The organism is Chloroflexota bacterium (assembly GCA_034717495.1).
GTDB lineage: Bacteria > Chloroflexota > Anaerolineae > JAAEKA01 > JAAEKA01 > JAYELL01.
Window position 1 is genome coordinate 24,029 of the sequence record JAYELL010000055.1, and the last position, 13,697, is coordinate 37,725.

At 57.7% G+C, this 13,697-nt stretch carries 12 protein-coding genes; all 12 read left to right on the forward strand.

Features of this window, described 5'->3' with window-relative positions:
• Nucleotides 1–203: 203 nt before the first annotated feature.
• The gene (locus U9R25_10805) at nt 204–617 is read left to right on the forward strand and encodes a hypothetical protein (protein MEA3336390.1); all 414 of its coding nucleotides are present in this window, start codon (nt 204–206) and stop codon (nt 615–617) included.
• A 297-nt stretch (nt 618–914) separates the two neighbouring features.
• A complete protein-coding gene (locus tag U9R25_10810; protein MEA3336391.1) occupies nt 915–3,656 on the forward strand; it encodes a LuxR C-terminal-related transcriptional regulator in 2,742 nt (913 codons plus the stop codon).
• Between the two features lie 186 nt (nt 3,657–3,842).
• A complete protein-coding gene (locus tag U9R25_10815) occupies nt 3,843–4,157 on the forward strand; it encodes a hypothetical protein (GenBank protein MEA3336392.1) in 315 nt (104 codons plus the stop codon).
• A gap of 45 nt (nt 4,158–4,202) precedes the next feature.
• Nucleotides 4,203–4,790, forward strand: a complete 588-nt coding sequence (locus U9R25_10820; GenBank protein ID MEA3336393.1) for a YqhA family protein — start codon at nt 4,203–4,205, stop codon at nt 4,788–4,790.
• A 30-nt stretch (nt 4,791–4,820) separates the two neighbouring features.
• On the forward strand, nt 4,821–5,501 hold the full coding sequence (locus tag U9R25_10825) for a GAP family protein (protein ID MEA3336394.1): 681 nt from the start codon (nt 4,821–4,823) through the stop codon (nt 5,499–5,501).
• Nucleotides 5,502–5,521: 20 nt separating this feature from the next.
• Nucleotides 5,522–6,568, forward strand: coding sequence for an FUSC family protein (locus U9R25_10830; protein ID MEA3336395.1), 1,047 nt, complete (start codon nt 5,522–5,524; stop codon nt 6,566–6,568).
• A 103-nt stretch (nt 6,569–6,671) separates the two neighbouring features.
• Entirely contained in the window at nt 6,672–9,026 is a 2,355-nt protein-coding gene (locus tag U9R25_10835) for an arylsulfatase (GenBank protein ID MEA3336396.1), read from the forward strand.
• Nucleotides 9,026–9,214 carry a hypothetical protein gene (locus U9R25_10840; protein MEA3336397.1) on the forward strand — a complete coding sequence of 63 codons (189 nt, stop codon included), beginning with the start codon at nt 9,026–9,028 and terminating at the stop codon, nt 9,212–9,214. Before U9R25_10835 ends, U9R25_10840 begins: the two co-directional genes overlap by 1 nt.
• Entirely contained in the window at nt 9,207–9,965 is a 759-nt protein-coding gene (locus U9R25_10845) for a hypothetical protein (GenBank protein MEA3336398.1), read from the forward strand. The genes U9R25_10840 and U9R25_10845 overlap by 8 nt, the downstream gene beginning before the upstream one ends.
• Before the next feature lie 9 nt (nt 9,966–9,974).
• Complete coding sequence (locus U9R25_10850) at nt 9,975–10,895, forward strand: HAD family hydrolase (protein MEA3336399.1); 921 nt, start codon at nt 9,975–9,977, stop codon at nt 10,893–10,895.
• Between the two features lie 16 nt (nt 10,896–10,911).
• Complete coding sequence (locus U9R25_10855; protein MEA3336400.1) at nt 10,912–13,269, forward strand: arylsulfatase; 2,358 nt, start codon at nt 10,912–10,914, stop codon at nt 13,267–13,269.
• A gap of 85 nt (nt 13,270–13,354) precedes the next feature.
• A partial coding sequence (locus U9R25_10860) for a sulfatase-like hydrolase/transferase (protein ID MEA3336401.1) occupies nt 13,355–13,697 on the forward strand: 343 nt, incomplete at its 3' end.

Sequence of the window (13,697 nt, forward strand, 5' to 3'; positions counted from 1 at the left end):
GTGGTATAATAGAACAATAGCTGCGGGTGCAGTGCGACCTGTTGGGGCAGCCGAGGCTGTGATCTACAGGAAAGGTGTCCGGTTAACGTCCCACCGGCCCAAAGAGCGTGCAACCCCCGCTGCGTCCGAGGGACCGGTGCCTTTGTGACCCAACCATCATAATGTACCGATATTCTTTCTAGCAATTCAATTGGAGGATTCTTATGACTCAAGTACCTGTACAGCGGGAGAAGAACTGGGCGGTCTATCTCCTGGTTATCGCTGCTGTTGTCGCCGGCATCATGGCTTTTCTCGATGCCGCTCGCTACATGGGCTGGCTGCCCATTGCTGCAATGGGCGACATGACCTTTGTGCTGCCTGACGCCCATTGGTTCGCAGCCCTGATGTCCGCCGTGGTAGGTGTGATCTGGTTTATGGTGGTCAAATGGCTGTGGGATCTCAATCCCTCGGGCTGGCTCTTCGTCGTAGTGATCGCCATCATTAACCTGATCTTTCTCTTTCTGGCGATTCTGGGCAGCACCACCTTTAGCGCCGTGGCGCTGCAGATAGCGGTCAATGTGGTGGCCCTGATCCTTGCAATGCTGCCAGGCACCAAGGCTGCCTTCGGACAGTCGTAGAGTTGCCCGGGGGCGGAGGAAGTAACAGGAAGCGAGACAGCTTCACGCTGGTGCCGATCAGAAATATCGTCCTTGATCTGTTTGAGGACGATGAGTTCCCGGGTTCGGCGTCGACCGGACCTGGGGTTGATGGTTGGGTCCACTGAATGGCATAGCATAAACGAAGAAGGGCCTGGTTCTTCATAGCAGGACGTGATTTTCGTCAATCGATACGCCGCCGGAAAACAAGGTAGTCCGGCGGCGTATGCTGTTATCGCGTGAGGATGGCGATCTGTCCATTCTGAAATGACGTCGATCTTGCCCCAAACAGACTATCGTCTTCTCAACACAAAACTGTATCCCCCTCGCATCGCGGGTGACCTGGTGCCGCGCCCGCGGTTGATCGATAAATTGACGCAAGGCAAGGATCGGCGTCTGACGGTCGTCTCGGCGCCGGCAGGATACGGCAAGACCACCTTGGTCCGCGTCTGGTTGGAGACTGTCGACCGGCCCTACGCCTGGTTATCCCTGGACGAACAGGATTCCGACCTGGCTACCTTTGTTTCCTACATAATTGCCGCTCTGCGCACCGTGTTTCCCGACGCGTGCCAGACCGTCTGGTCTCTGCTCAGTTCTCCCACATTGCCCGAACCGGGCCGCCTGGCAAATATCTTCCTGCTCGATTTAGAAAGGCTGCCAGGATCTCTGGCTCTTGTATTGGACGACTATCATGCCGTTCGGAGCCGGTCGGTCCAAGCCTTTGTAAAGCGCCTCATCCAGTATCTTCCCGCGCGTGTTCACCTGGTGCTGATCGCTCGCTCCGATCCACCCCTGGCACTTTCCTGGTTACGGGGACAACGACAGCTGAGCGAGATTCGGACTGGCGACCTGTGTTTTACCAGGACTGAGGCCGATGCCTTGTTGACGGGGATTCTTGGGGATAGTGCACCTGGGGAGGTGACGGCGCTTTTGGAGGAGCGAACTGAGGGTTGGGCCGCGGGTTTGCAGCTGGCCGCCCTGTCCATGCAAGACAGCCCGGACCCCGCTGCCTCTGCCAGACGCTTTGCCCGTAGTTCCCACCGGATGGTGACCGATTATCTGGTGACCGAAGTGCTGGAAAACCTGCCAGAGGTGCACCGCCGGCTGCTGTTGCGCATGTCAATTGTCGAGCGGTTCTGTGCTTCTATGTGTGAGATTTTCGACGAGCCGTCCGAAACCCCGGGGAGCGGAGTAATCCTTCTTGAGACGTTATGGCGTTCCAACCTCTTTCTGGTGGCCCTGGATGATCAAGGCGTCTGGTACCGCTATCACCATCTCTTTCGCAGTTTGCTTCGCCATCGGTTGCGGCTGGCCTATTCTGACCAGATCGTGGCAGGCTTGCACCGGCGAGCGACCGGCTGGTTCACGGCCAACGGAATGTATGAGGAAGCCATCACCCATGCCGTTCAGGCTGGCGAAGAATCGCTGGCGGCGCAACTGGTCGAAGAGCACATGCATGAAGCCCTGGACCAGGAAGATTGGCGCCGGCTTGAACGGTGGGTCAATCTGTTACCCGGAACGGTGCTGCAGCGTCCGGGGGTATTGGTAGGCCAGGCCTTTGTGCAACATCTTCGCTATAAACCGGCGGCTGTTATTTCACTGGTGGCGGATGCAGAGACGGGGTTGGAGGTTGACACATCTGCCTACTACTCACCGGCTCAAAAAAAAGAGTGGCTGGGTGCGATCAATGTGCTACGCTCCAACGCGTACAGTGGCACGGGAAATCCTGAACGCCGGTTGAGTTATGCCGAGGCGGCGCTGGTGCATTTGCCCCCGGAGCCATCGTTCGCCCGCGGCCTGGCAGAACTACAGGTTGTAGTCGGTTTACAGGAGACAGGTCAGAAGGATACCGCCGTGGCGCTGGCGCGTTCCAAGTTGAGTGGGCAGTCCGCACAGGCAAATGTGCGAACAATGAGATTGCTGTTGGCGCTCGGCATGGTTTACTTCGCTGAAGCTGATTCGGACGGAGTCCAGGCCGTCGCGATGAGCTATCTCAAGTTGGCGTTGGAGGCGGGGCAGAAGGTGAGCATCGGTTGGGCGAATTTCGGCCTCGGTTGGGTTCACTATCAACACAATGACCTGAGTACTGCTGAAACCTATTTCAACGACGTGATCCGAATGCGCTACGATGTGCATGGTCGATGCGCTGTCGACAGCTTCACCGGGCTGGCGTTGACCTTGCGTGCCAAGGGACGCCACGAGGCAGCCATGGAGGCTGTCGAAAACCTGCGAAACCTGCTGCTCGACCGCGGCATGGCCGGCATGATGCGGGTCGCCGGCGCGGTGGCACTGCGCCTGGATGAGGTGGGCGGGAATCGCATCGTCCCCGAGGAATTTCTGGCCGATTCCGGGGCCCAATTTACCGCGGATTTGTGGGCTATGCCCGTGCTTGCGGCCGCGCGTGCTTTTCTGCAACAGGGTACGCCCGACAAGCTGTCAGTAGCATCGGAGTTGTTAAAAACATGTCGGACACTGGCGGAAGCCAGACATGCGCGACGGCGACTGATCGAGATTGGCGCGCTGGAAACGTTGCTCCATTCAGCGCGCGGCGAGGAAGAGTCAGCCTTGGAAAGACTGCAGGCAAGTGTGCTGCTCGGGGAAGCTGGAGGCGCGCTGCGCCTTTTCGTCGATGCCGGACCAGGTCTGCGTCCATACCTGGAGCAACTCCTGGCCCTGGGTATCGCCCCGGCTTATGTGCGGCGAATTCTCGATGCCTACCGGGTGCCCGCATCCGGTGCGGAACTCCTGGTTCTGCCCCAACTCACCAGCGATGAGACACGTCCTCCCGCCGCTGTGTCGCTTGACCTGCTCACCTACCGGGAGATCGACGTTCTGTTTCTGCTTGACCAGCGCTTGACCAACAAGGAAATCGCAGCCCGTCTGACTATCTCGCCTCGCACCGTCCAGAAACACACGATCAACATCTACCGGAAATTGGACGTCGATGGACGGCGCCAGGCTGTCGCGCAGGCCAGGACGCTGGGACTCTTGCCCGTGAGCTCATCAGGTTCGTCCCTTTGACGGAAACACCCCTCATCTCCTCAATATTTGTACGCCCCACGTGGCACGCCAGTCAAAACGGTAGCCAAAAATGGGCCAGTTTGGCCCTTCCCATTCACCTTCCTTCCTGATATACTGGCAGTGAGATGGTCGGATATCCCGCTCCCGTCCCTTTCGACGTCAATCCTGATGTGATTGTAACCAAACATGCTCAATAATCCAGATCACAAACACCATAATCAACTATCGCTTGGCACTCGAGCCATCTACAGTATTCAACTGGATGGTGTTTTGGACCCCAGTTGGGCGGAGGAACTGGGTGGCATGGAGATATACCAGACAAGTCGCGGCCAGGATGTGCACGTGACCACGTTGATCGGCGAGCTTGTCGATCAGGCAGCACTATTGGGAGTCTTGAACATGGTCTACACCCTTGGGTTGCCCTTGCTATCGATGGCGTACCTGGGACGGGTCGACCAGGGGGGGCGACATTCCGGCTCAACCCCTGTTGGTACTTGTTAATGAGATTCTGTATTCAACATTTAGCATTAGCCAAGAGGGTTTACAATGCGCACGATATTTAGCTGGTCACGCTATCTGATCTGGCTAGCAGTGATTAGCCTACTGCTGGCGACACTGGCGGTCTTTGTTTTTGGCCTGATTTCCACGGTGTCAGTCATTGTCGAAACATTCAGGCATGGGCATTACGGCGCTGAAGGTGCGCGTGTTTTGAGCGTCGAAATGATCGAAATGATCGATCTTTTCTTACTGGGCACAATTCTTTTTATCACGGCCGTCGGCCTGCAAGAACTGTTCGTTGACCCGGGATTGAAAGAGATACTGCCGGAATGGATGTCCGTCGGCAGTCTCGATCAGTTGAAATTCAACCTCCTGGCCGTGATCGTGGTCATGCTGTCTATCCTCTTCCTGGGTGTTGCAGCCAGCTTTGAATTAGTGGAAGGCGAGAGCATTCTGGACTTTGGACTGGCTACCGGCCTGGTCATTGTTGCTGCGGCTGTCGCCGTCTACCTTTTTGCCCGCGTGCACCATCAAAGTCACGAGAGTCACGAAAGTGAAGAACAGGTGGGCGCAGCGCATGCCGAACTCGAGGGGCATGGCGCTACCGACAGCGGCGCCGATCTTGACATTCATTAAGATGACGTGGGTAGATAGTAGATAATTGATATGATCTCCACAATTATCGCTCTGCTGCCCATGATCATCGGCAGTGCAATCGTGCCGATGCAGATCATCATGCTGCTGTTGATGCTCACCAGCGAGAGCAAGGGGCTATCCAAGGCCATCGCTTTCGTGTCGGGCATGACGCTGGTGCGCCTGGCGCAAGGCGTTGTTTTCGGCCTGGTTTTCACTGGCGGCGAAGGTGCCACGGAGACCGGCAGCGAAGGCTCGAGCTGGATCGTTTCCACGCTGCTGACTGTGCTGGGCATCCTGCTGCTGATTTCATTCTATAAGGCCTTGACGGGCGAGGCAGACCCGGACGCTCCGCCGCCGAAGTGGATGGCCATGCTGGATGGGATGACGCCGCTGCTGGCCCTGGGCGTGGGCGCGGGCCTGCTGTTGATTGGCGCCAAGATGTGGGTCTTTACGCTGAGCGCCATCGGCATAATCGGCGAAGCAGCAATTGGACAGCCTTCAAGCAGCATCGCTTTTCTGATCTTCGTGCTGTTGGCCGAGTCTCTGCTGATACTGCCCATCCTGGTGCGCATCATCCTGCCCTCAAAATCGAGCGTGTGGCTGGGGTCGTTGTCGGCCTGGTTGGAAAAATATAATCGCCAGATTGTGATGGTGGCCTCGTTGATCTTTGGCCTATTGTTCCTATATAAGGGTGTTAGCGGGTTTTTCTAGCTCCAATCAGGAGATAAACCATGAGCTTCTTTGATTTCAATTACAAGGCGGTTAACTGGACGCGCGGCATATGGACCGTGATCACCGTTGTTGGCGCGGTGCTTATCATTTTTCTCACCGGGGAACCAGTCGCCATCTGGGCCGGGGCCGGGGGCATGGCCATCGGCCTTGTCTATTTCAACGCGCCGATTGAGACGCGGCTCAAATTCGGCGTTGGATTGACCATTTTCGGCGCCTTGTCTCTGGGCGCGATACTGGCTTTTGGCGGAACCACGATCTCCAGTGCGTTAATCCTGGCTGTCGTCATCTTTGCCGTGGGTATCATGCAGTCGCTCGGTGGGCCGTTCATCGCCGCCGGCTTCCTGGTCGGCATTCTGGCCCTTAACGCCGTCGTTGCCGCGGGAGGGTCCATGGACGCCACGTGGGCGATGGGCAGTTACGCGCTGGGCGGCCTGTTGGCCATGGTGATTGTCGTCATTATTAACGCGATACGCGGCGCGCCTCCGGTCGAGACATCTATCAAATCCCTACAGAACGTGCCCAGCCGCACGCTCAGCAGGCTGCGCCCGAGTTCGTATTGGTTTCAATTTGCGTTGATTCGCGCAATCGCCGTGGGGCTGGCAGTCTACCTGGGCCTGACCTTTTTCGGTGACCGCTGGATGTGGATGGCGGCAACAACATTCCTGATCGTTACTCCAGCCTGGCCCTTGAGTATGATGAGCACGCTGCAGCGTCTTGCGGGAAACGTGATTGGCCTGGCAATCATCGGGCTGATCGGGCTGGCCTTCGGCGCAGACCCCAATGCCCTTCTCGATCTGGGATTCTTCCTTCTGGCCACATTAATCGCCTTTGCCTTCATCGGCGCGGGGACGGTGCCTATGGTGATTACCTGGACTGTCTGGGCTTTCGCCATGGAACGTGTGATCAATCCCGAACCCTTCTTTATCGATGTCCTCGGTGAGCGTTTCCTGGCCATCCTGGCCGGTGCGGGATTGGCCATTGTGACGGCGTATATCCTCACGAAGCTGCGGCAGGCGCGCAAGGAGCCGGATGAACAGGAATCATAAACAGTTAACGGAAAGTAGAAAACGAAAAACGCCTGTGCACCAGGCGTCTGAAAACTGATTATTGGCCACTGCCAGGCCAAAAAACCCTCAAAGGGAGACTGATATGTCATTGGTTGAATACGAAGCCGGTACAACTTTCCCCGGCGATATCGGCCGTACGGCCGATATATCCTCACCCGCCTGGCCGGCGCTTAAGCGCGCCAAAGAGGGGGCGCCGAATGTGCTCTTTATCGTGCTGGACGATACCGGCTTCGGCCATCTCGGCTGTTACGGCAGCCCCATTAACACACCCAACATCGACGCATTGGCCGCCGAGGGCCTGCTTTACAGCAGCATGCATACCACGGCCCTTTGCTCGCCGTCGCGCTCCTGTATTATCACGGGCCGCAACCACCATTCCAATCACCTGGCCTGTTTGTCAAACGGGTCAACCGGCTATCCAGGATCGGATGGCTACATCCCCTTTGAAAACGGCTTTATATCCGAGATTCTGAAGGAGAATGGTTACAACACCTACTGCATCGGCAAATGGCACCTGGCCCCCGAAGAGACCACCTCAGCGGCCGGGCCTTACGAATGGTGGCCGCTGGGCCGCGGTTTTGAGCGTTATTACGGCTTTCTCGGCGGCGACACGAACAATTACTATCCCGAACTGTGGCGCGACAACACGCAGGTTCACGTCGAACAGTCACCGGAAGAAGGGTATCATCTGAACATCGATCTGGCGCAGCAAGCCAAATCGATGATCGCCGATGCCAAGCAGATCGCGCCCGACAAACCGTTCTTCATGTACTTTTCTCCCGGGGCGATGCACTCGCCGCATCACGTACCCAAGGAGTGGGCGGACGCCTATGCCGGCCAGTTCGACGATGGTTGGGACGCTTACCGAGAAAAGGTGTTCGCCCGCCAAAAAGAGCTGGGGTTGGCGCCGCCCGACACTGAACTGTCGCGGCATGACCCCGACGTGCAGGAGTGGGACGCTCTCTCGGCCGATGAAAAGCGACTCTACTCGCGCATGATGGAAGTCTTCGCCGGCTTCCTGACCCACACCGATCATTACATTGGCCAGCTAATAGATTTCCTGAAAGAGATAGGCCAGTACGAGAATACACTGATCATGCTTATTTCCGACAATGGCTCCAGCGCTGAAGGCGGGCCAACGGGATCGGTGAATGAGTGCCGTTTCTTCAACAATGTGCCTGATACGGTGGCGGATGGTCTGGCCGCAATTGATGAGCTTGGCGGGCCTAAATACTTTAACCATTTCCCCTGGGGCTGGACGCATGCCGGCAATACGCCTTTCCGGCGTTGGAAGCGGGAGACTTATCGCGGAGGCGTCAGCGATCCCTTTATCATCAGCTGGCCGGAAGGCATCGAGGCGCGTGGTGAAGTGCGCACGCAGTACACACATATCGTCGATATGGTGCCCACGGTGTTGGATGCGTTGGGCATCGACCAGCCGCGGCAGATTCGCGGCGTGACGCAGTCGCCAATGGAAGGCGTGAGCCTGGTGAGCACTTTCGAGGACGCGGACGCGGCGGAAAAACATAAGACGCAGTATTTCGAGATGATGGGACACCGCTCAATTTATCACGACGGCTGGCGCGCAGTTTGCCCCTGGCCGGGCACCTCTTTTATCGAATCGGGGCGCGATTTCGGTGCAGTTATCACCGATGACATGCTCACCGAGTTGGACGCTGACGGATGGGAACTCTATCACGTGGCCGAAGATATGGCAGAGACGAATAACCTGGCGGCGCAGGAACGCGGACGGCTGATTGAGCTAATCGGGCTGTGGTACAACGAGGCCGGCAAGTATAACGTCTTGCCCATCGACAGCCGCGGCACGGCGCGCATTGCCGACGAACGGCCGACAATCGCCGAAGTACGCGACAACTATGTGCTTTACCCTCATACGCAGGCTGTTCCGGCGGGCGCGGCGCCGAAGTTTCTTAACCGGCCGTATGCTATCCGCGCCGAGGTAACCATTCCCGAGGAAGGGGCCGAAGGCGCGATGTTGAGTATGGGCGGCAATGATGGCGGTATATGCTTTTATATGCAGGACGGCCGTTTGTGCTTCCTGTTCAACTACCTGGCCATGGAATATTTCTACGTGCGCTCGGACGGCGCGGTACCCAGCGGCGATCATGTGCTGGGCATGGAATTCACGCCAACAGGAGCGGCGGATCCCGAAAATGGCAAGGGTACGCCAGGCACGGTGGTTCTGACAATAGATGGTTCCGAAGCCGGCAGCGGCGATATCGCCGTAACATCGCCGCTGCGCCTGGCGCAGGGCGGCATGATGGTCGTTGGCGCCGACGAAGGCGCGCCGGTATCGCCGGAATACGATCCGCCATTTGAATTCACAGGCGAGATCAAGAAGGTTCATTTTGATCTTAGCGGCGAATCAACGGTCGATCCGATGATGGAATTGATCGCGGCGATGAGAAAGCAATAGTGAGTATTGGAAACCGGGTTTTTGGCAGAGCATTCGCACGCGGTTCGGCAGATAAAAACCCGGTTTCTATGCAGAACGAAATGGAAATTGAGGGGCGCATGATCATGTGCGCCCGCAACGAGCAGCCCGCAAACCTGATTCATCGGGTGACTGACGGGCATACAAAAGAGGGAAATGAACATGAGTGAGAATTATGATTTATCGGATCAGGCAGTCGATGCTGCCAAGCAGCTCGCGCCATGGAAAACCAGCATCCCCTGGTGGGTGGTGCTGATAGAGGGAGTTGTCGTCGGCGGTATCGGTCTGATGGTCGTGCTGGATCCGCAGGGGGCCAATGTCAATCTGGCACTTGTGCTCAGTGCGGGTTTGGCCATCGCCGGCTTGCTGCAGTTTTGGGATATCTTGCAAGAAAGTGTCCCGGAGAAGATTGACAGCGCCGTGGCCGCCCGCGCCGGAATTGCCGTTTATGCCGGCATTCTTTTACTGGTCCTCTACTTTATTGGGGATGATGCCTCAACTGGTGAACAAGCGCTGACGCGAGTAGCTGGTTTTGGCATTTTTGGCACGGCCACGCTGATCTATGGTCTTCTGGCGCTGGTCCAGGTATTTGGCACCGGTGGTAACCAGCGTCGCCAGGCTATTTTAGAGTTCCTGTTGTTTACATCTGTCGGCCTTGTGGCGCTTTACGGGCTCTTTGCCGGGGGGACAGCAATCATAACGGCCGTGCGTATCATCGGCTGGATATTCCTTATCGCTGGTATTGCCCTGATTATTCTCTCCATCTGGCGCCAACAGAAGGGAGACGAGGCTGATGAAATGATAGACGCGGCCACCGGCGCTGTAGGCGGGGCCGCCGATGCGGTTACGTCTCTTGGCCGTTCGCAGCCCGCGGACGGCATAGACAAAGCGGACGGTGACTCACCAAAAGCTGAAAAATAAGGAAGTGAAATGACGAAAAAGGAATTATCCTCCTGGCGCAAGAACCAAACTAAGCTGCGGATTCGCGAATTCGTGGCCGCCGTGACGGAGAAGGGCAGCCCGTTTTACGTCACCCCCGACGACCGTATCGCCGTCTTCGACAATGACGGCACGCTGTGGTCTGAACGGCCGGTTGTGCAGGGCGCTTTCACATTCGATCGCATCCGCGCCCTGGCTCCGGAACATCCTGAGTGGGCGACGACGCAGCCCTATCAGGCGGTCTTGGAAAACGACATGGAGACCGTGGCCGCCTTCGGGCATAAAGAATTAGGCGAAATGATCATGGCCACGCATGCGGGGCTGACCACGGAGGAATTTGCAGCCATCGTGCGCGACTGGGTTTTCAGCGCCCGTCACCCGGCAACTGGGGAACTGTACATCGACATGGTCTACCAGCCGATGCTGGAACTATTGCGCTTCTTACGCAAGAAGAAGTTTGTGACCTATATCGTTTCCGGCGGCGAAATCGAGTTCATGCGCGCTTTTGCTGAAGAGGTTTACGGTATTCCGCCACAGCAGGTGATCGGCTCCAGCATCGAAACAGTGTTTGAACTTTGCGATGAAGGGCCGGTGCTGGTGCGCTTGCCCGTGCTGGATTTTGTGGATGACGGGCCGGGCAAAGCAGTAGCGGTTAACCGCTACATCGGCCGCCGGCCGCTGCTCGCCTTCGGCAACTCTGACGGCGACCAGCAGATGCTGGAATGGACCGCCGCCGGGGACGGCCTGCGTTTCATGGGCCTGGTACATCACACCGACGCCGAGCGCGAATGGGCCTATGACGAAGGTGAGCGCCTGGAAACGGCCCTGGTTGAAGCGCGCGAGCGGAACTGGGTTGTGGTCGATATGAAGAATGATTGGAAAGTGGTGCATAAGTGCGCTACTGAGGCATAGAACAAGGAGAATAAACATGGATGTCATGCGAGAATATTTACCGATAGCGGAGAAAAAGTTTGAAGGTACGCTCGGCCGTACGGAAGAAGAGTCAACGCCGGATAAGCCGGCGATTATCACGCCGCCGGAAGGGGCGCCCAATGTGGTGATCGTCCTGTTGGACGACGTCGGCTTCGGCGCCTCGGAGGTGTTTGGCGGGCCTGTTCCCATGCCCACCCTACGCCAGGTCGCTGACGATGGGCTGCGTTATAACCAGTTCCACACCACTGCGCTTTGTTCGCCGACGCGCTCGGCGCTGCTCACCGGGCGCAACCACCACAGCGCTCACTTCGGGGCCATCTCCGAGATTGCCATCGGCTATCCCGGCTATGACAGTGTCATTCCTAAGAGCAAGGTCACCGTGGCCGAAACCCTGAAGGGCAACGGTTACAACACCGCCTGGTTCGGCAAGAACCACATCACCCCCATGTGGGAGATCAGCCCGGCAGGGCCGATGGACCGCTGGCCGACGGGTCTGGGTTTCGAGCGTTTTTACGGCTTCATGGGCGGCGAGGCCTCGCAGTGGGAGCCTTCGCTACTGGATCAGACCACGCCGATCAACCCGCACGTGGGCAAGGAGAATTATCACCTTACCGAGGATCTGGCCGACCAGACCATTTCCTGGATTCGCAACCAGAAGGCCAGCGCGCCGGACAAGCCGTTCATGATTTACTTCGCGCCAGGTGCAACGCACTGCCCGCTGCAGGTGTGGCCGGAATGGATAGAAAAATTCAAAGGCCAGTTCGACCAGGGCTGGGACGCTTTGCGCGATGAGACTTACCAGCGGCAGCTGGCGGAAGGGGTCATTCCCGAGGGAACACTGAACACGCCGCGACCGGAGGAAATTCCCTCCTGGGAGGAGTACCCGGATGAGTACAAGCCGGTGGCCGCGCGGCTGATGGAGCTCTACGCCGGTTTCCTGGCCCACACCGACGCGCAGGTCGGGCGCATCATGGAGAGCATTAAGGAACTTGGCCAGTGGGAGAACACGATCTTCATGTACATTGTCGGTGACAACGGCGCATCGGCTGAGGGAACGCTTGACGGCGTATGGAGCTGCCCTTCCTACCAGAACGGGTATCTCGAGGATCCGCAGTGGCTTCTGGAGCATATAGAGGAATTTGGCTCGGCCGAATGTGAGAATCACTACAACGTAGGCTGGGCCTGGGCCCTGGACGCGCCTTTTCAATGGACCAAGCAGGTCGCTTCCCATTTCGGCGGCACGCGCAATGCGATGGCCGTCAGCTGGCCGAATGGTATCCAGGACGCGGGCGGGCTGCGCACACAGTTTCACCACGTGATCGACGTCGTGCCCACCATTCTGGATGCGGCCAATATTCCCGCGCCGGAGCGCGTAAATGGGGTGACGCAGGAACGGCTGGAAGGTGTGAGCATGCTCTATTCTTTCGATGACGCAGAAAAATCGAGCAATCACCGCACGCAGTACTTTGAGATACTGGCCAACCGTGCCATTTATCACGAGGGCTGGGTGGCGGCCTGTTTCCACGGTCGGGCACCATGGGTGCGGTCCCAGGATTTGCCCGTCTTTGGCCCCAGTGAAGTGTGGGAGCTGTATCACGTCGCCGAAGACTTCAGCCAGAGCAACGATCTGGCCGCGGAATACCCCGAGAAGCTGACAGAAATGCAGGATCTCTTTGATAAAGAGGCGTGGCAGTATAATGTCTATCCGTTGAACGGCGCTACGACCTCACGAGGTTTGCCGTTCAACCGGCCGAGCCTGATCGCCGGTGAGAAGCAGTTCACTTACTACCCTGAGAACGTGCACATGCCGGAGATGGCCATCGTCAATATGAAGAACCGCTCCTTCGAGATGACGGCCTATCTGGAGATTCCGGAAGGGGGCGCGGAAGGCGTGGTCATCTGCCAGGGCGGCAACATGGCCGGCTGGACGCTGTACGTGGAGGACAATAAGCCGGTCTACTACTACAACTGGGTCGGTCACGAGCTTTATAAGATTGCGTCCGACGAGGAATTGCCGGCCGGCGCGGTCGAATTGAAAGTCGATTTTGACTACGACGGCGGCGGCCTGGGCATGGGCGGCACGGCGACCCTTTCTGTCAACAGCCGACAGGTGGCCGAAGGGCGCATCGAAAAGACGGTGCCCTTTGTCTTCTCTATGAGCGGCGAAACATTGGATGTAGGCATCGACACCGGCGCGCCGGTCGCACCCTATCCGGAACACGAGTTCCCCTTCACGGGCACGATCAAGAAAATCGATATCGAGGTCGGGACTGTTCTGGCCGGTATTCCAAAAGAGAAGTTGGAAGAGATCTTGGGCGCGGGCCTGGCCCACGCGGCGATGGCCTCGCAGTAAGAGTTAAGTGAACCTCGGAGGTTACTCGACCAGGCGCTTGCGCAATGATCGACACAAGACTTCCGAGGCTAAAATGGAGGTAAGAATGACAAGTAAACCATTAGGACCCAATTTGCCCTTTCCGCCCACGCCGTCGGCCAGTAAGGTCGGCCGTACGCTGGCCGAGTCGGAACACCACTGGCGGCAAGAACCGCGGCGCATCCCCGAAGACGCGCCGCATATCCTGATTCTATTGACCGATGATTCCGGCTTCTCCAACCTGGAGACGTTCGGCGGGCCGGTGCATTCGCCGACGATGAGCCGCCTACGCGAGCGGGGCATCGCCTACAATGCGTTTCACACCACAGCGATGTGCTCGCCAACGCGCGCCTCGCTGCTCACTGGCCGCAACCATGAACGGGTGGGGGCGGGCTTCATCGCGGAATTCG